Annotated in this window: 15 protein-coding genes and 1 tRNA gene; 9 read left to right on the forward strand and 7 right to left on the reverse strand. The window is 58.2% G+C overall.

The window, feature by feature from the left end; translation table 11 throughout:
• Positions 1-40: 40 nt before the first annotated feature.
• The 7 genes from AC1RL4_RS00255 to AC1RL4_RS00285 form a co-directional block, all read right to left on the reverse strand.
• Complete coding sequence (locus AC1RL4_RS00255) at positions 41-1,621, reverse strand: ABC transporter ATP-binding protein (RefSeq protein ID WP_028940937.1); 1,581 nt, start codon at positions 1,619-1,621, stop codon at positions 41-43.
• A gap of 14 nt (positions 1,622-1,635) precedes the next feature.
• Positions 1,636-2,658: an ABC transporter permease gene (locus tag AC1RL4_RS00260; protein ID WP_028940936.1), complete on the reverse strand. Its 1,023-nt coding sequence runs from the start codon at positions 2,656-2,658 to the stop codon at positions 1,636-1,638.
• Positions 2,658-3,719 carry a microcin C ABC transporter permease YejB gene (locus AC1RL4_RS00265; protein WP_096480592.1) on the reverse strand — a complete coding sequence of 354 codons (1,062 nt, stop codon included), beginning with the start codon at positions 3,717-3,719 and terminating at the stop codon, positions 2,658-2,660. Before AC1RL4_RS00265 ends, AC1RL4_RS00260 begins: the two co-directional genes overlap by 1 nt.
• On the reverse strand, positions 3,719-5,587 hold the full coding sequence (locus AC1RL4_RS00270; protein ID WP_028940934.1) for an extracellular solute-binding protein: 1,869 nt from the start codon (positions 5,585-5,587) through the stop codon (positions 3,719-3,721). The genes AC1RL4_RS00265 and AC1RL4_RS00270 overlap by 1 nt, the downstream gene beginning before the upstream one ends.
• Before the next feature lie 135 nt (positions 5,588-5,722).
• Positions 5,723-6,004 carry a peptidylprolyl isomerase gene (locus AC1RL4_RS00275; RefSeq protein WP_007933754.1) on the reverse strand — a complete coding sequence of 94 codons (282 nt, stop codon included), beginning with the start codon at positions 6,002-6,004 and terminating at the stop codon, positions 5,723-5,725.
• A 95-nt stretch (positions 6,005-6,099) separates the two neighbouring features.
• Complete coding sequence (locus AC1RL4_RS00280) at positions 6,100-6,981, reverse strand: esterase/lipase family protein (RefSeq protein WP_019578507.1); 882 nt, start codon at positions 6,979-6,981, stop codon at positions 6,100-6,102.
• Positions 6,982-7,257: 276 nt separating this feature from the next.
• Positions 7,258-8,346, reverse strand: coding sequence for a 3-deoxy-7-phosphoheptulonate synthase (locus AC1RL4_RS00285; protein WP_019578508.1), 1,089 nt, complete (start codon positions 8,344-8,346; stop codon positions 7,258-7,260).
• Between the two features lie 645 nt (positions 8,347-8,991).
• On the opposite strand from AC1RL4_RS00285, the gene AC1RL4_RS00290 reads away from it, so the two are divergent.
• The 9 genes from AC1RL4_RS00290 to AC1RL4_RS00330 all read left to right on the forward strand — a co-directional run bounded on the left by AC1RL4_RS00290 (position 8,992) and on the right by AC1RL4_RS00330 (position 18,158).
• Complete coding sequence (locus tag AC1RL4_RS00290; protein ID WP_028940932.1) at positions 8,992-9,750, forward strand: carbon-nitrogen hydrolase family protein; 759 nt, start codon at positions 8,992-8,994, stop codon at positions 9,748-9,750.
• A complete protein-coding gene (locus tag AC1RL4_RS00295; protein ID WP_028940931.1) occupies positions 9,751-10,194 on the forward strand; it encodes a GNAT family N-acetyltransferase in 444 nt (147 codons plus the stop codon).
• A 127-nt stretch (positions 10,195-10,321) separates the two neighbouring features.
• The gene (gene gacA / locus AC1RL4_RS00300) at positions 10,322-10,963 is read left to right on the forward strand and encodes a response regulator transcription factor GacA (protein WP_008015884.1); all 642 of its coding nucleotides are present in this window, start codon (positions 10,322-10,324) and stop codon (positions 10,961-10,963) included.
• A gap of 2 nt (positions 10,964-10,965) precedes the next feature.
• Positions 10,966-12,789, forward strand: coding sequence for an excinuclease ABC subunit UvrC (gene uvrC / locus AC1RL4_RS00305; RefSeq protein WP_007933764.1), 1,824 nt, complete (start codon positions 10,966-10,968; stop codon positions 12,787-12,789).
• Positions 12,790-12,822: 33 nt separating this feature from the next.
• Complete coding sequence (pgsA, locus tag AC1RL4_RS00310; protein ID WP_007933765.1) at positions 12,823-13,383, forward strand: CDP-diacylglycerol--glycerol-3-phosphate 3-phosphatidyltransferase; 561 nt, start codon at positions 12,823-12,825, stop codon at positions 13,381-13,383.
• A gap of 63 nt (positions 13,384-13,446) precedes the next feature.
• Positions 13,447-13,522 (forward strand) — tRNA-Gly (locus tag AC1RL4_RS00315).
• Positions 13,523-13,744: 222 nt separating this feature from the next.
• Complete coding sequence (locus AC1RL4_RS00320) at positions 13,745-15,586, forward strand: tyrosine-type recombinase/integrase (protein ID WP_315866015.1); 1,842 nt, start codon at positions 13,745-13,747, stop codon at positions 15,584-15,586.
• A 230-nt stretch (positions 15,587-15,816) separates the two neighbouring features.
• Complete coding sequence (locus AC1RL4_RS00325) at positions 15,817-16,467, forward strand: Cap15 family cyclic dinucleotide receptor domain-containing protein (RefSeq protein WP_315866014.1); 651 nt, start codon at positions 15,817-15,819, stop codon at positions 16,465-16,467.
• A 512-nt stretch (positions 16,468-16,979) separates the two neighbouring features.
• Positions 16,980-18,158 (forward strand): CBASS cGAMP synthase, encoded by a 1,179-nt coding sequence (locus tag AC1RL4_RS00330; RefSeq protein ID WP_315866013.1) that lies wholly within the window; start codon positions 16,980-16,982, stop codon positions 18,156-18,158.
• Positions 18,159-18,164: the final 6 nt, after the last annotated feature.

An 18,164-nucleotide genomic window follows, 5' to 3' on the forward strand; every position in this document is an offset into this window, starting at 1 on the left:
GTGTCCATTTTTGGAAATCAAGATCAAAAGATCGCAGGGATTATGCCAACCCCGGATGCGCCGCCGCCAACAGCTCCTTGGTATACGGATGCTGCGGCGATTCAAACACATCATGGCTGGCGCCGCTTTCCACCACTTTGCCGTCCTTGATCACGATCATGTCGTGGGCCAGGGCACGCACCACCGCCAGGTCGTGGCTGATGAACAGGTAGGTCAGGCCATATTTCTCCTGAAGCTGGCGGAGCAGGGCGACCACTTGTTTTTGCACTGTGCGATCGAGCGCCGAGGTCGGTTCGTCGAGCAGGATCAACGCCGGCTTCAGCACTAGCGCGCGGGCAATGGCAATGCGTTGGCGCTGCCCGCCGGAAAATTCGTGCGGGTAGCGATGACGGCTTTGCGGATCGAGGCCGACTTCTTCCAGCACCCGGATGACCTGGGCCTCGCATTGGGCAGGGGTGGACTGGCTATGGACCTCAAGGCCTTCACTGATGATCTGCGCCACGGACATTCGCGGGCTGAGGCTGCCGAAAGGATCCTGGAATACCACCTGCATCTTCTTGCGCCATGGCCGCAGTTGCTTTTGCGTCAGGCCATCCAGCGCCTGCCCCTGAAAGCGAATGCTGCCTTCGGAATCAAGCAAGCGCAGGATCGCCTGACCGAGCGTGGACTTGCCTGAACCGGACTCACCGACGATGCCCAGGGTCTTGCCGCGCTGAACGTTCAGGCTGATGCCGTCCACCGCTCGCAGGTACGTCTTACGCTGGAACAGCCCGCCACCGAGGGTGAACTGCACTTGCAGATTCTCCACTTCCAGCACGTTTTCACGCTCGTCCCGGGGCAGGGCTTCACCTTCCGGCTCGGCGTTCAGCAGCACGCAGCTGTAAGGGTGTTTCGGCTCGGTGAACAGCGTTTCGCAAGGTGCCTGCTCGACGATTTCCCCGGCGTGCATCACGCACACCCGCTGGGCCATGCTGCGCACCAGATTGAGGTCGTGGCTGATCAGTAGCAGCGACATGCCAAGCTGCTGTTGCAGGGATTTGAGCAGCCGCAGGATCTTGCGCTGCACCGTCACATCCAGCGCGGTGGTCGGCTCGTCGGCGATCAGCAATTCCGGTTCGCAGGCCAGGGCCATGGCGATCATCACCCGTTGTCGCTGGCCGCCGGACAGTTGATGAGGGTAGGCCTTGAGCCGCTCTTCGGGCTTCTGGATGCCCACCAGTTGCAGTAATTCTAGAATCCGCGCTTGCGCCGCTTTGCCACCCAGCCCTTTGTGCAGCAGCAGGGTTTCGCCGATCTGTTTCTCGATGCTGTGCAGCGGATTGAGGGAGGTCATCGGCTCCTGGAAGATTATCGCGATCCGGTTACCGCGCAGTTCGCGCAAGACGTTAGCGTCGGCGCCGATCAATTCCTGGCCGCGATAGCGAATGCTGCCGGTGGTTTGCGTACCGTTTTCGGGCAGCAGTTGCAGGATCGAGTGGGCGGTCACCGACTTGCCGGATCCGGACTCGCCGACCAGCGCCAGGCATTCGCCGGGGTGGATGTCCAGGCACAGGTTGCGCACCACGGTCTGGCCACTGAAGGCTACATTGAGGTCACGGATTTCGATCAGGTTGTCAGTCATTTCACCAGTCCGCTTCAAGAACGAGGGTCAAAGGCATCACGCAACGCCTCGCCAATGAACACCAGCAAAGAAAGAATCAGCGCCAGGGTGAAAAACGCCGTCAGCCCCAGCCACGGCGCTTGCAGGTTCTGCTTGCCTTGGCCAATCAATTCGCCCAGTGACGCACTGCCGGCCGGCATACCGAAACCGAGGAAATCCAGCGCCGTGAGGGTGGAAATTGCCCCGGTCAGGATGAACGGCAGATAGCTCAGGGTGGCGTTCATTGCGTTGGGCAGAATGTGCCGCACGATCACCTTGCGGTCGGTCAGGCCCAGCGCCCGTGCGGCTTTGACGTATTCCAGGTTACGCCCGCGCAGGAACTCGGCGCGCACTACGTCCACCAGGGCCAGCCAGGAAAACAACGCCATGATCCCCAACAGCCACCAGAAATTCGGCTCGACGAAGCCCGACAGAATGATCAGCAGGTACAGCACCGGCAGCCCCGACCAGACTTCCTGCAAGCGCTGACCAAGCAGGTCGACCCAGCCGCCGTAATAGCCCTGCAATGCACCGGCGGCGATACCGATCAAGGCGCTGATAAACGTCAGCATCAGCGCAAACAGGATCGACACCCGTGCCCCGAAAATCACTCGCGCCAGCACGTCCCGGGCCTGATCGTCGGTGCCCAGCCAGTTGACCTTCGACGGCGGACTTGGCGCCGGTTGATTGAGATCGTAATTGGGCGTGTCGTCGCTGAACGGGATCGGCGCAAACAGCATCCAGCCGTCGCCCTTGTGAATCAGCTTCTGCACGTAATCGCTGCGGAAATCGGCCTGAAACGGCAACTGGCCGCCGAATTCTTGCTCGGTGTGGTGTTTGAACGCCGGGAAGTACAGCGAGCCCTGATAACTGACCACCAGCGGTTGGTCATTGGCGATCAGTTCGCCGCCCAGGGTCAGCAGGAACAAACCGACAAACAACCACAACGACCACCAGCCCCGGCGGTTTTTCTTGAAGCGTTCAAAACGGCGACGGCCCAGCGGCGAGAGCTTGAGCATCAGGCGTTCCTCGCGGCGAAGTCGATACGCGGATCGACCAGGGTGTAGCACAGGTCACCGATGATTTTTATCAGCAGGCCGAACAAGGTGAAGATGAACAGCGAACCGAATACCACCGGATAGTCCCGCGATACCGCCGCTTCGTAACTCATGCGACCCAGGCCATCGAGGGAGAAAATCACTTCGATCAGCAGCGAGCCGGCGAAGAAAACGCTGATAAAGGCCTGGGGAATTCCCGAGACCACCAGCAGCATGGCGTTGCGAAACACATGGCCGTAAAGCACCTGGCGTTCGCTCAAACCCTTGGCCCGGGCGGTGACCACGTACTGGCGGGTGATTTCATTGAGGAAGGAATTTTTGGTGAGGATGGTCAGGGTCGCAAAGCCGCCGACCACCAGCGCCGTTACCGGCAGCACCAGGTGCCAGAAGTAATCGGCGATCTTGCCCACCGTCGACAGCGACTCGAAGTTGTCCGAGACCAGGCCGCGCACCGGAAACCAGTTCAACGAGGTGCCGCCGGCGAAGACCACGATCAGGAACATCGCGAACAGGAACGCCGGCATCGCGTAACCGATGATGATCGCGGTGCTGCTCCAGATATCAAAATGGCTGCCGTGGTGCACGGCCTTGCGGATGCCCAGCGGAATCGACACCAGATAAGTGATCAACGTCGCCCAGAGCCCGAGGGAAATGGTCACCGGCATTTTATCCAGGATCAGGTCGGTGACCGTGGCACCGCGAAAAAAGCTCTTGCCGAAGTCGAGGTGGGCGTAGCTCTTGAGCATCAGCCACAAGCGTTCCGGCGCCGGCTTGTCGAAGCCGTATTGCTTTTCGATCTCCTTGATCAGCTGCGGATCGAGCCCGCGGCTGGCCCGAGAGCTGCCGTGCATGGTCTCACTGGAACCGCCGCCGACACTCGCGCCACCGATGCCTTGCAAGTGCGCGATGGCCTGTTCCACCGGGCCACCGGGTGCGGCCTGGACGATGGCGAAGTTGACCAGAAGAATGATCACTAAAGTCGGGATGATCAGCAGCAAGCGCCGCAGTACGTAAGCCCACATCAGTGCGACCCTCCGGATTTGCCGCGCTTGATGAGTTCGGCGGTCATCTGTTCGTTGGTCAGGGGTGTGGAGCTGACTTCCCACCAACTCTCGATGGCTTCGTCATTGCTTGCTTGTACAGAGGGAATGCCGAAGCGGTTCCACCACACGGTTGAACTGCCGGGCGGGTAATAGTTGGGAATCCAATAGAAGTTCCATTGCAGGACACGGTCCAGGGCATGGGCGTAGCGCAGCATGTCGGTTTGGGTGGTAGCGCGGACCAGGCCGTTGATCAACGTATCGACCGCCGGGTTCTTCAGCACCATGTAGTTGTTGGAGCCCGGATCGCTGGCCGCCGCCGAGCCAAAGTAGTTGTACAGCTCGTTACCCGGCGAGTTGGTGACCGGGTAGCCGGTGACGATCATGTCGTAGTCCCGGGACATCAGGCGGTTGACGTACTGGGAGGCGTCGATGCGACGAATGTTCAGGTCGATGCCGATTTGTTTCAGGGTGCGCTTGTAAGGCAGCAGCAATCGGTCCATGCCGTTCTGGCTGATCAGAAAGGTGAAGGCCAGCGGTTGGCCTTCGGCGTTGACCAGTTGATCGCCATCGGGTTTCCAGCCGGCCTGTTCGAGCAGGTCCAGGGCTTGCAACTGTTTGTCGCGAATCACGCCGCTGCCATCGGTTTTCGGTGCTTCGAAGACCTGAGTGAAGACTTCGTCGGGGATCTGCCCGCGAAGCGGTTCGAGAATCGCCCGCTCACCCGCGTCGGGCAGTTGTCGGGCGGCGAGGTCGGTGTTGGAAAAGAAGCTCTGCTGGCGGATGTACAGGTCGCGCATCATCTGCCGGTTGCTCCACTCGAAGTCCCAGAGCATGGCCAGCGCCTGGCGCACGCGGCGGTCCTGGAATATCGGGTTTTGCAGGTTGAACACAAAGCCTTGGGACGGTTGTGGTGCCTGCGTTGCCAGGTGGGCTTTTTGCAGACGACCGTCGCGCAAGGCCGGGCTCTCGTAGCCGATGGAGTAGGCGGTGGCGGAGAATTCGCGGTTGTAGTCGTAGGCGCCGCCACGCAGGACCTGACGGGCGACATCGGTGTCGCCGAAGTACTCGATGCTGAAATGATCGAAGTTGTAGAGGCCGCGACTGACCGGTAAATCCCTGGCCCACCAGTCGGCGTTACGCTCGAAGGTGATGCTGCGCCCGGAGTCGACCTTGCTCACGCGGTACGGCCCGCTGCCCAGCGGCGGCTCGTAACCGCCACCGTTGGCGAAGTCGCGGGTTTTCCACCAGTGTTCGGGAAGCACCGGCAAAGTGGCGATGTCGAGGGGCAGGGTGCGGTTCTCGTTGCTCTTGAAGTCGAACCGAATGGTTCGCGGCGATTCCACTTCGACGCCTTTGACGTCGGCGAATTGCGTGCGATAGCGCAGGCTGCCCTGGGTCATCAGCAGGTCGAAGGTGTAGCGCACGTCTTCGGCGGTGATCGGCTTGCCATCGGCGAAACGGGCCTTCGGGTTCAGGTAGAAACGCAGGGACAGTCCATCGTCGGAACGCTCCATCTGCTGCGCCACCAGGCCGTACACGGTGTAGGGTTCGTCCAGTGAGCGCACGGCCAGGGGCGAGTAGATCAAGCCATCGACTTGTGTGACGCCAATCCCTTTGTCGATGTACGGCAGGACGTGGTCGAAATGACCGATTTCCAGCGCCGAGCGACGCATCGTGCCGCCCTTGGGCGCTTGCGGGTTGGTGTAGTCGAAATGACTGAAACCGGCGGGATACTTCGCCGGTTCACCGTACACGGTCAACGCCTGTTGCGGTTCAGCGTTCACGCCGGCGGCGCCCAACAGCAGGGCCACGGCAGTGAACAGTAAGGAGGGGAAAGCCAGTCGCATTGTCAGCCTTAGAGCCGGGTGATCGATAAGCACAATTTGTACGCTAGCGGCGCGTCCCTCGCCAGCCGTATCACGTAACGAAAACACAACGGCCCACCAAAAGGCGGGCCGTTGTGGAGAAAACTCAGGGGTTGATCAGTCCTGACGGCTGGTCACTTCCAGCAGGTGGTAGCCGAACTGGGTCTTGACCGGGCCTTGCACCACGTTGATTGGCGCGCTGAAAACCACGGTGTCGAATTCCTTGACCATCTGGCCTGGACCGAACGAACCCAGGTCACCGCCCTGGCGGCTCGATGGGCAGCTGGAGTTGGCTTTGGCGACTTCGGCGAAATCGGCGCCGGCTTCGATCTGGGCCTTGAGTTCGTTGCACTTGGCTTCGCTGGAAACCAGGATGTGGCGGGCGGTGGCTTTGGCCATGGGAAAATACTCCATTCAATGTTCAGTAAAGTGCGGAGCCTACCGGATTCAGTGGGCTATTTCTTCTCAAAATACCGTCCAGATTAAGGCATTGTCTAAAGGCCGGCATTTTTCAAGCGTTCGGCATGCTGTACATACAGGTCGATCGGGTCGATGCCCTTGCGGACTTGACCGGTGGTCTGGCTGAGGCTGTCCAGATGATCCAGCGGATAGTCGGAACGGATCACTTTACCCAGATGGGAGCTGAACCGGCCAACCATGCCGTCATTCTGTTCGGCTTCGGTGGTGAAGTAGTGGGAGAACGCCCGCAGGAACCCGTGCAGCGGGTTGAGCGCGTAGAGCCCCTCGTCGAGGATGTTTCCCTGCAGGGTGCCGCTCCAGGAGTAGTAGCGTACGCCGTTCACCAGTTCGCGACCCTTGCCGCCCCAGGTCTTCGGTAACCCTTGAGGGTACTTGTCGTTGAAGGCACCGACGCCTTCGGTGGTCAGCGCGTTGAGTGCGGCGATCGCGCTCTGCGGCAGGTGCCGGTTGCCGCTGAGCAACGACAGGAAGTCGGCGAACAGGGTGGCCACCGCTCCGGCGACTTGTTCCGGCAGGCGCCCGGGCGTCAGCGCCTTGCGCAGGAAGTCGGCCAGTTCCGAGCCGTGGTTCGGCCCGCTGACCGATGTCACCGAAGCGACCACCTGTGGCGCCAGCGCCCCCGCATATCGTGCAGCCAGTGCGCCTTGGCTGTGACCGATCAGGTTGACTTTGCTTGCGCCGGTTCCTTGCAGAACCCGGTCGATCTGTACCAGCAGTTGTTCACCACGGGTTTCATTGCTGTGGGTAGCCGACAGGTGCGGGATGAAAACCCTTGCACCGGCGCTTCTGAGGGCCTGTTTGACGTCATGGAACAGTTCGAGTTTGCCGATGCGATCGAAGCCGAAGAGCCCGTGGACCAGCAGGATCGGATAGTCAGTGGTTGCATTCCGTAGCATGTACATTTCCTTTTTCGCAGTAGGTCAGGTGTGTGCTCAAGGGGGCACTCTAAAGCACACCCACCGCTCGGCGATGTATGAAAAAGCCGCTGTAACCTGATGAAAACGGAATAGAAATGGTACGAAAACTCGAATGAGCGTGAGGTCTTGGTCGGAATATCCGGACATCTTTTTAACGATGGCCGAGATATTTCTTTCAATGACCTACCTCTGGTAGGTCATTTTTCCGTGTAAACCGACCCGATAGCCCTGCATCGCGGATCTCGGCGCCACAGCTTACTTTGGCTGTTGAGTGCTTCGTTGTGCACGAAGTCGCTCGGCGCCCTGCAACAACAATTGTTCCGTCCCGGTCCAGCCAAGGCAGCCATCCGTTACCGACACCCCGTACCGCAACGACGGGCTCAACGGTTGGCAGCCTTCGAACAGATGACTCTCAATCATCATGCCGACCAGCGAGCGATCACCTTGCAAGCGCTGTTCAAGCACGTCGTTGAACACGGCGGGCTGACGCAACGGATCTTTTGCGCTGTTGGCGTGGCTGCAGTCGACCATGATCCGCGCCGGAATCTTGAGTCTGGTCAAGTCGCTGTGCACCTTGGCGATGCTGTCGCGGTCGTAGTTCGGCCCGCGATGGCCACCGCGCAATACCAGGTGAGTGTCGGGGTTGCCCGGTGTCTGGATAATCGCAGGATGGCCCTGGCTGTCGACACCGAAATGGCGGTGCGGATGAGCGGCCGAGCGCATGGCGTCGCTGGCGACAGCCACACCACCATCGGTGCCGTTCTTGAACCCTACCGGCATGCTCAGGCCACTGGCCATTTCCCGATGGATCTGCGATTCGGTGGTACGGGCGCCGATCGCGACCCAGCTCAGCAGGTCGTCAAAGTAACCGGCGGCCATCGGTTGCAGCAGCTCGGTGGCAACGGGCAGACCCAGTTGGAGCATTTCGCGCATCAATTCGCGGGACAGGGTCAAACCGCCCGCCATGTCATCGCTGCCATCCAGGTGTGGGTCGTAGGCCAGGCCTTTCCAGCCGACCGTGGTGCGGGGTTTTTCGACGTAGGCGCGCATCACCAACAGCATCTCGTCGCTGACTTGTGCAGACAGACGGGCCAGGTTGGCGGCGTATTCGAGGGCGGAACGTGGGTCGTGAATCGAGCAGGGACCGACGATCACCAGCAGACGGGAGTCTTCACCGTTGAGGATCGCGCGGACAGCCTGGCGGTGGGCGGCGACTTGTTGGGTCAGGGCATTGCTGAGTGGCAGTTGCTGTTTGAGTTGCAATGAGCTGGGCAGACGCAAGGTCAGCGCTTCATTGGCAGGGCTCAAGGTGGACAGCGGCAGAGCAGAGACGGACGAGTTCATATTCGGGCTTCCTGGGCTGGCGGCGGGTTCGTCCCGCGCGCTCGGCCCTAGTGGGGTGTTCGACAATTGGCCGGATTGGCTGCGTGTGTGTGCTTGCCACCTGTGGGTGACCGATCGGAGGCGGCAGGCTGTCCCGAGCGGAAGCTGGTAAATCGCCAGGCGGTAAAAGTGTCGTAACGGTAATAAGTGGCGTAATTCATGTCGTAAATCCTCAAGTTGTCTGGTGTAACGCAAAAAATGTTCAGGGCTGAAAAAACAAAACCCCCGGTCGGGAGGCCGACCGGGGGTTGAGAATTCTCTGGTGGCGACCCGTTTAAAGTGGGCGCCGTGTGGGTATCAGGCGCGCCAGTGGCTAAACCAATACCCAAAATAAAAGCTGACCGAAGCACAAACGTCATTCACCCGGGCAGCCGCAACCGAGCGCGGGGCGCTGGCGGTACGAAGCTGTGAGAGGGCGTTGAACATGGTCTGTCTCCGATGAATGAGCCGAGCTTACTAGAGGCCGGTACGCGGATTCAATCAGAAAATGCTATCGAGCATCACAGGGCGTTTCTATCGGTTGGGTACGTCGGGAGTTGTGACACACTTTACGCAACGGGCGGCGTGTAACCGGCGCCCAAACCATCAACGTCACAAGGACGAACCATGACGACACTGACCATCGCCGCCGCTCAATCGATCTCCGTCGCTGGCGATCTTGCCGCCAATATTACCCGACACCTGCGCTTCATGCAGGTTGCCGCGGAGCAGGGCGTGCAATTGCTGGTGTTTCCAGAACTGTCGCTGACCGGATACGAGCGTGGTCTGGCAGCGGAGCTGGCCATCGCGCCAGGTGCCAGAGTGCTGCAACCTCTGCGCGATTTCGCGCGGGAGGTCGGTGTGACCAGTGTCGTCGGGATGCCGATTCGTCTGTCGGACGATTCGCCGGTGTTGATCGGTGCCCTGGTATTGGGGGCCGATGGTTCGCTCGATATCTACAGCAAGCAGCATTTGCACCCAGGGGAGGAGGTGGCATTTGCCCCGGGAACAGGCGGTTCGACGTTGAAGATCGGCACCGACACCGTCGCGTTGGCGGTATGCGCCGATTTTTCTCACGCCAGTCATGCAGCCGCCGCGGCACGGCAGGGCGCTGATCTTTATGCCGCGGGCGTGTTGATCACAGAAAGCGGCTACGCTCCAGATACCGCACTGTTGCAAGGTTATGCCCGCACCCACTCGATGGCGGTACTGATGGCCAACCATGGTGGCGCAACGGGTGGCTGGGAGTCGGCAGGGCGTAGTGCAATCTGGGCGTTGGACGGCTCGTTGGTTGCGGCGGCACCGGGGACGGGGAATCTCATGGTGGTTGCTCGTCGCAATGCTGACGGCTGGAAGGGGCAAATCGTGGCGGTCGCGGAGGCTTGAATGGGGTTTGAATTGCGCCCGGCAACGTCTCGTGACCTGGACTTCGCACGTGACCTGACTTGTCGAAATATGCTGCGCTACTACATTCAACATGAGCTGTTGTGGCAGGACGAGGCTTTCGATGTTGCTTGGGAGGGACGCGAAAACTGGCTGATTGTGCGTGATGACACACTGATGGGGTATGTCAGCCTGAGCCGTGACGCCAGCGCCTTGTATATCCGCGAATTGCATTTACTTGAAGCGTACCGGGGGCAGGGCGCCGGCTCCTGGGTGATCGATCAGGTATTCGCCATGGCCTGCAAGGAACGGCGCCCGGCATTGCGTCTGACCGTATTTGAAAATAATCCGGCAAAAATTCTTTACGAGAGAAAAGGACTGAAGGTGGTCGGCAAGGACCAGTGTTTCTTGAGAATGCAGCGTGATATCAATGGACTGCACCGCTGAAACACACTGCCAGCAAGCCTCGCCAGAAGAATTGACACTTTTTATATGCTGCTTTCCGCTAGGTCTGCCAGTCGCTTTTTGCTAAGGTGTCCGGCAACCCAATAAGACCAAATCGCGAGGTGTCTGCTTGATTAGGGTGCTAGTAGTCGATGACCATGATCTCGTTCGTACAGGCATTACACGAATGCTGGCTGACATCGATGGCCTGCAAGTAGTCGGTCAGGCCGAGTCGGGAGAGGAATCCCTGCTCAAAGCGCGTGAGTTGAAACCCGATGTGGTGCTGATGGACGTCAAGATGCCCGGGATCGGCGGTCTTGAAGCCACGCGCAAATTATTGCGCAGTCATCCCGACATCAAAGTCGTCGCGGTCACCGTGTGCGAAGAAGATCCGTTTCCAACCCGCCTGTTACAGGCAGGTGCCGCGGGCTACCTGACCAAGGGCGCCGGACTGCCGGAAATGGTCCAGGCCATTCGCCTGGTGTTTGCCGGGCAACGCTATATCAGCCCGCAAATTGCCCAGCAACTGGCAATCAAGTCGTTCCAGCCAACCAACGATTCGCCGTTCGACGCCTTGTCTGAGCGGGAAATCCAGATTGCGTTGATGATTGTCGGCTGTCAGAAGGTGCAGATCATCTCCGACAAACTGTGCCTGTCGCCAAAAACAGTGAATACCTACCGTTACCGTATTTTCGAAAAGCTTTCGATCAGCAGCGATGTCGAGTTGACGCTGTTGGCGGTTCGTCACGGCATGGTTGATGCCAGCCTCTGAAAATGACTGAAACCTTCGATCCAAGTGCTTTTCTGTCGACGGTCAGTGGGCGGCCGGGTGTCTATCGCATGTTCGACAGCGATGCCCGTCTGCTTTATGTCGGCAAAGCCAAGAATCTCAAGAAACGTTTGGCGAGCTACTTCCGCAAAACCGGTCTGGCTCCCAAGACCGCCGCGCTGGTAGGGCGTATCGCCCAGGTCGAAACCACCATCACGGCCAACGAAACCGAGGCCTTGCTGCTCGAGCAGACGCTGATCAAGGAATGGCGCCCGCCGTACAACATCCTGCTGCGCGACGACAAATCCTACCCTTATGTCTTTCTCTCGGATGGCCAGTTCCCGCGCTTGAGCATCCATCGCGGAGCGAAAAAGGCCAAGGGCAAATATTTTGGCCCTTACCCCAGCGCGGGAGCGATCCGCGAAAGCCTGAGCCTGCTGCAAAAGGCTTTTTTTGTTCGTCAGTGTGAAGACAGCTATTACAAGAACCGCACGCGACCTTGTCTGCAATACCAGATCAAGCGCTGCAAGGCGCCGTGTGTCGGCCTAGTGGAGCCTGAGGTGTATGCCGAAGATGTTCGCCACTCGGTGATGTTTCTTGAGGGGCGCAGCAATGCGTTGGCGGACGAGTTGTCCGCGGCCATGGAGGAAGCGGCGGTCAATCTGGAGTTCGAACGTGCCGCCGAATTGCGCGACCAGATTTCATTGCTGCGCCGGGTCCAGGACCAGCAAAGCATGGAAGGCGGGACGGGCGATGTCGATGTGATCGCAGCGTTCGTCAATCCGGGTGGCGCCTGTGTGCACTTGATCAGCGTACGCGGCGGCCGGGTGTTGGGGAGCAAGAACTTCTTCCCGCAGGTGGGTATTGAAGAAGACGTTTCCGAAGTCATGGCGGCGTTTCTCGGCCAGTACTTCATCAGCAGTCCCGAGCGCGACTTGCCGAGCGAGCTGATCGTCAACGTGGTTCACGAAGACTTTCCGACCCTGATTGCAGCCATTGAAGAGCTGCGCGGTCGTGAACTGACCATCAGTCATCGTGTACGGGGCACCCGAGCGCGCTGGCAGCAATTGGCGGTCACCAATGCCGAGCAGGCGCTGGGCGCACGTCTGGCGAACCGGCAACACGTCGCGGCACGTTTCGATGCTCTGGCCGAAGTGCTGAGCCTGGACGAGCCGCCGCAACGTCTCGAGTGCTACGACATCAGTCATTCCAGTGGCGAGGCCACCGTGGCGTCGTGCGTGGTGTTCGGCCCGGAAGGCCCGATCAAGTCCGACTACCGCCGCTACAACATCGAAGGCGTCACGCCAGGCGACGACTATGCCGCGATGCACCAGGCCCTGACCCGACGCTTCAGCAAGTTGAAGGACGGAGAGGGCAAACTGCCGGACATTCTGCTGGTCGACGGCGGTAAAGGTCAGCTGTCGATGGCCCGTGACGTGCTCAATGAGCTGGCCGTGCCCGACCTGATTCTGCTGGGCGTGGCCAAGGGGGCGACGCGCAAGGCCGGTTTCGAAACCTTGTACCTCAACGATGCGGCCCATGAATTCACCTTGCGCGGTGATTCCCCCGCGCTGCATTTGATCCAGCAGATCCGCGACGAAGCTCACCGTTTTGCCATCACCGGGCACCGTGCACGGCGTGGTAAAACCCGCCGCACCTCGACGCTTGAGGGGGTTGCCGGTGTAGGACCAACACGTCGACGGGATTTGTTGAAACATTTTGGTGGATTGCAGGAGCTGTCTCGTGCCAGCATCGAAGAGATCGCCAAAGCACCCGGGATCAGTAAAAAGCTCGCAGAGTTGATTTATGCAAATCTGCACAGCGAGTAGAATGCCCAACTCACCTCGTAGCCAGTTGTGTCGATGAATATCCCTAATCTGATTACCGTTCTACGCGTCCTGCTCATCCCGATCTTCATTTTGCTGTTTTACTTGCCTTACCACTGGAGCTATCTGGCGTCGGCTTCGGTTTTTGCCTTTGCCGCCGCGACCGACTGGCTGGACGGGTATCTGGCCCGACGTCTGGAACAAAGCACACCGTTCGGGGCTTTCCTCGATCCTGTTGCGGACAAGCTGATGGTCGCCGTTGCGCTGGTGCTGCTGGTGCAAGAACACGGCAACCTGTGGCTCACACTGCCGGCCGCCGTCATCATCGGTCGCGAGATCGTCGTATCGGCACTGCGCGAGTGGATGGCCGAACTCGGCGCCCGTGCCCATGTGGCGGTATCGAACCTGGGCAAATGGAAAACCGCCGCGCAAATGCTGGCGCTGGTGATCCTGCTGGCCAATCCGTCGGACTTCAGCTTCTGGGTCCTGATGGGCTACGCCTTGCTGATGGTGTCCGCTGGCCTGACCTTGTGGTCCATGGTCCAGTACTTGCGGGCCGCCTGGCCGCATCTGAAGACGGATGTGGAAAAGAAATAAAACTTTTTTGAATCAAGGGGTTGACGGGGCATCTGAATTCTATAGAATGCGCCTCACCAAGACGCGGGAATAGCTCAGTTGGTAGAGCACGACCTTGCCAAGGTCGGGGTCGCGAGTTCGAGTCTCGTTTCCCGCTCCAAATATTGCGCTACAGAGTTCCAGTGAATTCTGTAAGCGATTGAAATCAGGGCCTTTAGGCCCTTTTTTCGTTCCAGCGGGCACCACTGAAATCCAGCACTATCCGGTGCGTTTAAGTCCAGAATTGAGTCCAGGATTCTGACAAGCACTGAATCGGTTAAATGCTGGAGCAGATTGTGTAGCGAGATGAGCATCTGGCCCTGACTCTGTTCAGGAGCTCGCGATGGCACTCTCAGAAATGACAGTTCGGCATGCCCGAATCACTGGTAACGACTACACCCTCGGTGACAGTGATGGTCTCACACTCAATGTGACGGCCAGAGGCGGAAAAGTCTGGCTCTTCCGCTACTACTGGGCAGGCAAGCAGAAGCGCATGTCCCTCGGTAGTTACCCCCAAATTGGGCTTAAAGAAGCCCGTACCCGTCGTGATGAAGCCCGTACCTTGGTTGCCCAGGGCATCAACCCCTACGAGCATCGTAAACAACAGCGACTTGCTGTTCATGCTGCGAAGGAGCACACCTTCGAGGCGGTGTTCAATCAGTGGGTGGAGTTCCGAAGGCTAAGCCTGAAGGAAGGGCGCCAGAGCACGCTCTCGCAGATCTTGAGAATCTTCAATAAAGACGTCCTGCCCGTACTGGGTGGGAGGTCCATTTATGATATCAATCGTCACGATCTGCTGGATTTACTGAGCAGGATCGAGCAGCGCAAGGCCTTAACGACAGCCGAAAAATGCCGGACCTGGTTCAACCAATTGTTCCGCTATGCGCTGGTGAAAATCGAGGGGCTGGAACATAACCCGGCTTCAGACCTTGATGTGGTCGCACTCCCCAAGCCGCCTGTTACGCACAATCCATTTCTCCGAATGGACGAGCTTCCGGCATTGATGGCTGCTCTTCGAAACTACGGTGGCGCCAATCAAACTCGGCTTGGCCTTCGGTTGTTGTTGCTGACCGGTGTCCGGACGGGCGAATTGCGGTTGGCAACACCCGACCAGTTCGATCTGGAGAAGCGCTTGTGGGTCATACCGGCGGAACTGGTGAAACAACTCCAGCTAGCGATGCGCAAGCCAGGTAAGCAGATTCAAAATGTACCGCCCTACATTGTCCCGCTATCGGTTCAGGCGCTGGAGATTGTGCGTCACTTGCTGGACCAGGTTGTTCCCGCGCAGCGCTACTTGTTTGCGCATCGAAGCAACCTGAGCAAACGCATCAGCGAGAACACGCTGAATGGCGCGTTGCGTCGGATGGGGTACGCCGATCAACTCACCGGGCATGGGATGAGGGCGACGATCTCGACGGCGTTGAACGAGATCGGATACCCGAAGGTTTGGGTGGATGCTCAGCTTTCTCATGCCGATCCGGACAAGGTGAGTGCGGCCTACAATCACGCGGAATACGTGGAGCAGCGCCGGACCATGATGCAGGATTGGGCGAACCGTCTGGATCTTTGGGGGCAAGGCCAGCTGAAAGCGGCTAGCTCTCCGCTTACTATTCGTTTAGAAGGTGCAGCTTCGTTACCTTCGTTGGAAAGCGCGAACGCAAACGCCGTTCTGTACAGCGGGGGTTTCCCAGCGACGACGGTTCCAGCCTCCAAAATGTCCGTCAGCAACGAACCGGTCCTTAACGCGGCTCAGTATTCACCTGTCCTACCTGCTCCAGCGCAGACTGAACAGCTGCGCGAACCCCAAGTATCAGACATACAACGTCAGCGCGCCGAGATGCTCGCCACCTATGAAGCTTCGAGTAATCTGCCGCTGCTTGTCTTCGCCAAGCTGGCAGGCAAATCCCGAGATCAGATCAACCGCGATATCAAGGCTCGGCGCCTGCTGTCCCTTAGCCTGGGGAATCGAGGTCAGCGCCTTCCCGATTGGCAGCTTGATCCACTGCGGCACAAGTTGGTACTTGCTGCGTTAGCGCGATTTCCGGATGTCGATGCTTGGAGACTTTATCGTACGGTCTGTGAGCCTCATGAGCGATTGAAGGGGCGTTCGCCAATCGATGTGCTCACACTGGAGAATTTCGACGTGACTGCACGAATAGTTTGCAGCGCCCTGGGCCCAAGCTGAGGTGCTGTCTTCGAGCGGTGACAACGGATAGGACTGTGCTTGTATATAGCAACGCAGTCAAAACCAGAACCGGCCATGAGCGTTCGGACGCTGTCACTTAGCAGGACGCTTGCGGCCTTCCCGACCGGAAGGTCGCTGCCGTACAAAAAAGCCCCATGACTCCCGTGGAGTGTGCGCCAGTTATGCATAACGGTGTACTGTGACTGCTGGCTAGTCGTAGAGGTGTTTTCATGTATCAGGTGCTTGGTATTCAAAAGTGTCTTGGTTACTTCGCTCTATTGTGTTTCATCGTTTTCGGGGGGCTGAGCTTCTGGCGCCTGCCTGAAGTGTTCAGTGGCTTTTCAGCTTTTTGGTCAGTAGCCAAGGTGGCGGTAGGCGTTTCAACGATTGTCCTGCTTGGCGTGGGTCAGACACCTATGTTCCCCTGGATCTGCAAGCTGCCCTTTCTTCGGAATTTTTTCCCACCTATTGATGGAGACTGGCTGGTAACCATCCGGTCGAACTGGAACGTGGTCAGGCAGCTATCGGGCCAACCAACTGGCGACGCGCTTTTTGAAAAGCAAGGCAAGGTCACCATTACATCCCGCTTGTTCGGCATACGGATGAAGTTTCAGTCTGATGATAAATACTCAAAGTCGAGCACCACGATTGTGGGGGTACGGCGCGATCCAGAGCACGGAACCATTGAACTCAACTATTCATACCTTAACGTCACCCGAAATCCGGAAGTAACGGATAGCGGCTGCCATCTCGGTTCGGCGCGATTGGAGGTTCATGACGGTGATGGTGGGGTAACTCTTGATGGGGAGTATTGGACGAATCGGAACTGGAACAAGGGCTTAAACACAGCGGGTATGATTTTCTTTGAGCGATTGAAGTAATTCACTTGCTGCCTCGGCCATTCGCTGGCTAGCTCAGGTTGGGCCGATCATAAAATGTGGTATCCCTCCCTTCCTGCCACTATTTGAGCCAATTTCCAAGAAGAAGCGAGTTCTGCTGGAGCTTCCTTCTAAGCAGGGCAGATTCTATTCGCGAAGTGTGGGGAGATTCCCGGGCGCCTTTGATACATCGCCTGAAGCTTCCTGGCTAGGGTGTTGTCGCCACCGCAGTGGGTCCAGGGTCCCTGCCACTGCTAGTCCAGCTGTTGAGTAGCGATAGCACAATATGTAGTGTCTTCTATCTGTATTCGTCCATGTATTGCACAATATGTAGGTGTCTGTCAGTATTGGATCCAGCTTGTGTCCGCTTCGCTACAGTTGCGCGCTATTTGGCTACGAATCTATTGCCGATTTGTGGCAGCACGGAAGAGGTTGGTTGTTGGGGAGGGTTCCCACCGCGAGGGTTAGCATGAAGACAGGCACGGTGCTCACTAGCCATCGACTGGAGATGTTTCATGCCCAACCTGAGCCCCTTGCTTTACACCACCAAAGACCTTCCCAATGGCGACGGAGCGGTCGCTGATCACCCGACGTATCTGAAGTCTTTGGATCTCACGACCGACGAGAAGCAGAAGATAGACGCGGCGCGGAAGGACATTCGCCAAGCCCTACGTGATGGCCTACCCCAAGCTCTGCGGGACCAAGGTTACGAAGGTGACACATGTGAACCGAAGTTCTATATCCAAGGTTCCTGGGCGTACAAAACGCTGAATCGCCCGTGCCAGACTCCGCCGCAACAGTCTGACGTTGACGACGGGGTTTATTTACCGCTGAGCATCATGAAGGAGGAGGAGAAGCCTCACCTAGCGATTGATGATTTCTTCGATGCGGTGCACGAGGTGTTGAAGCCATTGTGCAATGACAACGGTTGGTCGCTGGAGCGTAAACCCAACTGTATGCGGGTGGTGATTTCGACTTACGCACATATCGACCTGCCGCTCTATGCGATTCCTGATGTGCAGTACATGCTCTTGAAAGCCGGTATGGAAGCGCGTGGCATTCCAGTCATGGACGGTATCAATGCCGCCGCCACCACACAGAGCTGGAAGAAGCTCCCGTCTGACAAGATTTTGCTCGCGTGTGACCGTGGCTGGATCAAGTCCGACCCTCTGGCAATGAAAGAGTGGTTCGAATTGGAGGTCCAGGACAAGGGAGAACAGTTGCGTCGGGTGATTCGTTACATCAAGGGATTTCGTGATCAACATTGGGATGAGAAAGGACCTAGTTCGATTCTGCTGATGGCGGCCGCCTGCCCACTCTTCGAATTTGAGAATAAGCGTGATGACGAGGCGCTGCTTAACGTAGTGAAGGGTATCCCAAAGGCCCTGCGAGACGGTGTTTTGAGCCCGATTGACTCTGAAGTTTACCTTACTGCCGGGCTGTCTCAGGATGAACTCCAAGACACGGTGAAGAAGTTTGAAATGTTCGAGAGTTACCTTGGGGCTGCGATCAACGCAAGCTCCGAGGCAAAGGTGTCAGCTTGTGGCTGGATGCGAGATATGTTGGGTGATCGCTTTCCGAACCGGCCGGATCTGATTGATGACAAGCCAGTAGCCGCGCTACCCGCCGCGATGGCGGCTGTCGAACCGGAGCCAGGCGAGCTGGAAATACTGGAGCGTTCGAAGTCGGGTTGATGGCCA

This window comes from Pseudomonas sp. GW822-FHT07A10 (genome assembly GCF_058798795.1).

Coding starts and splice junctions, on each gene's coding strand:
- AC1RL4_RS00320 (WP_315866015.1), top strand. CDS start 13,745: ATGGCACTCTCAGAAATGACAGTTCGGCATGCCCGAATCACTGGTAAC.
- AC1RL4_RS00265 (WP_096480592.1), bottom strand. CDS start 3,719: ATGTGGGCTTACGTACTGCGGCGCTTGCTGCTGATCATCCCGACTTTA.
- AC1RL4_RS00280 (WP_019578507.1), bottom strand. CDS start 6,981: ATGCTACGGAATGCAACCACTGACTATCCGATCCTGCTGGTCCACGGG.
- AC1RL4_RS00285 (WP_019578508.1), bottom strand. CDS start 8,346: ATGAACTCGTCCGTCTCTGCTCTGCCGCTGTCCACCTTGAGCCCTGCC.
- AC1RL4_RS00290 (WP_028940932.1), top strand. CDS start 8,992: ATGACGACACTGACCATCGCCGCCGCTCAATCGATCTCCGTCGCTGGC.
- uvrC (WP_007933764.1), top strand. CDS start 10,966: ATGACTGAAACCTTCGATCCAAGTGCTTTTCTGTCGACGGTCAGTGGG.
- AC1RL4_RS00260 (WP_028940936.1), bottom strand. CDS start 2,658: ATGCTCAAGCTCTCGCCGCTGGGCCGTCGCCGTTTTGAACGCTTCAAG.
- AC1RL4_RS00270 (WP_028940934.1), bottom strand. CDS start 5,587: ATGCGACTGGCTTTCCCCTCCTTACTGTTCACTGCCGTGGCCCTGCTG.
- AC1RL4_RS00255 (WP_028940937.1), bottom strand. CDS start 1,621: ATGACTGACAACCTGATCGAAATCCGTGACCTCAATGTAGCCTTCAGT.
- AC1RL4_RS00325 (WP_315866014.1), top strand. CDS start 15,817: ATGTATCAGGTGCTTGGTATTCAAAAGTGTCTTGGTTACTTCGCTCTA.
- pgsA (WP_007933765.1), top strand. CDS start 12,823: ATGAATATCCCTAATCTGATTACCGTTCTACGCGTCCTGCTCATCCCG.
- AC1RL4_RS00295 (WP_028940931.1), top strand. CDS start 9,751: ATGGGGTTTGAATTGCGCCCGGCAACGTCTCGTGACCTGGACTTCGCA.
- AC1RL4_RS00275 (WP_007933754.1), bottom strand. CDS start 6,004: ATGGCCAAAGCCACCGCCCGCCACATCCTGGTTTCCAGCGAAGCCAAG.
- AC1RL4_RS00330 (WP_315866013.1), top strand. CDS start 16,980: ATGCCCAACCTGAGCCCCTTGCTTTACACCACCAAAGACCTTCCCAAT.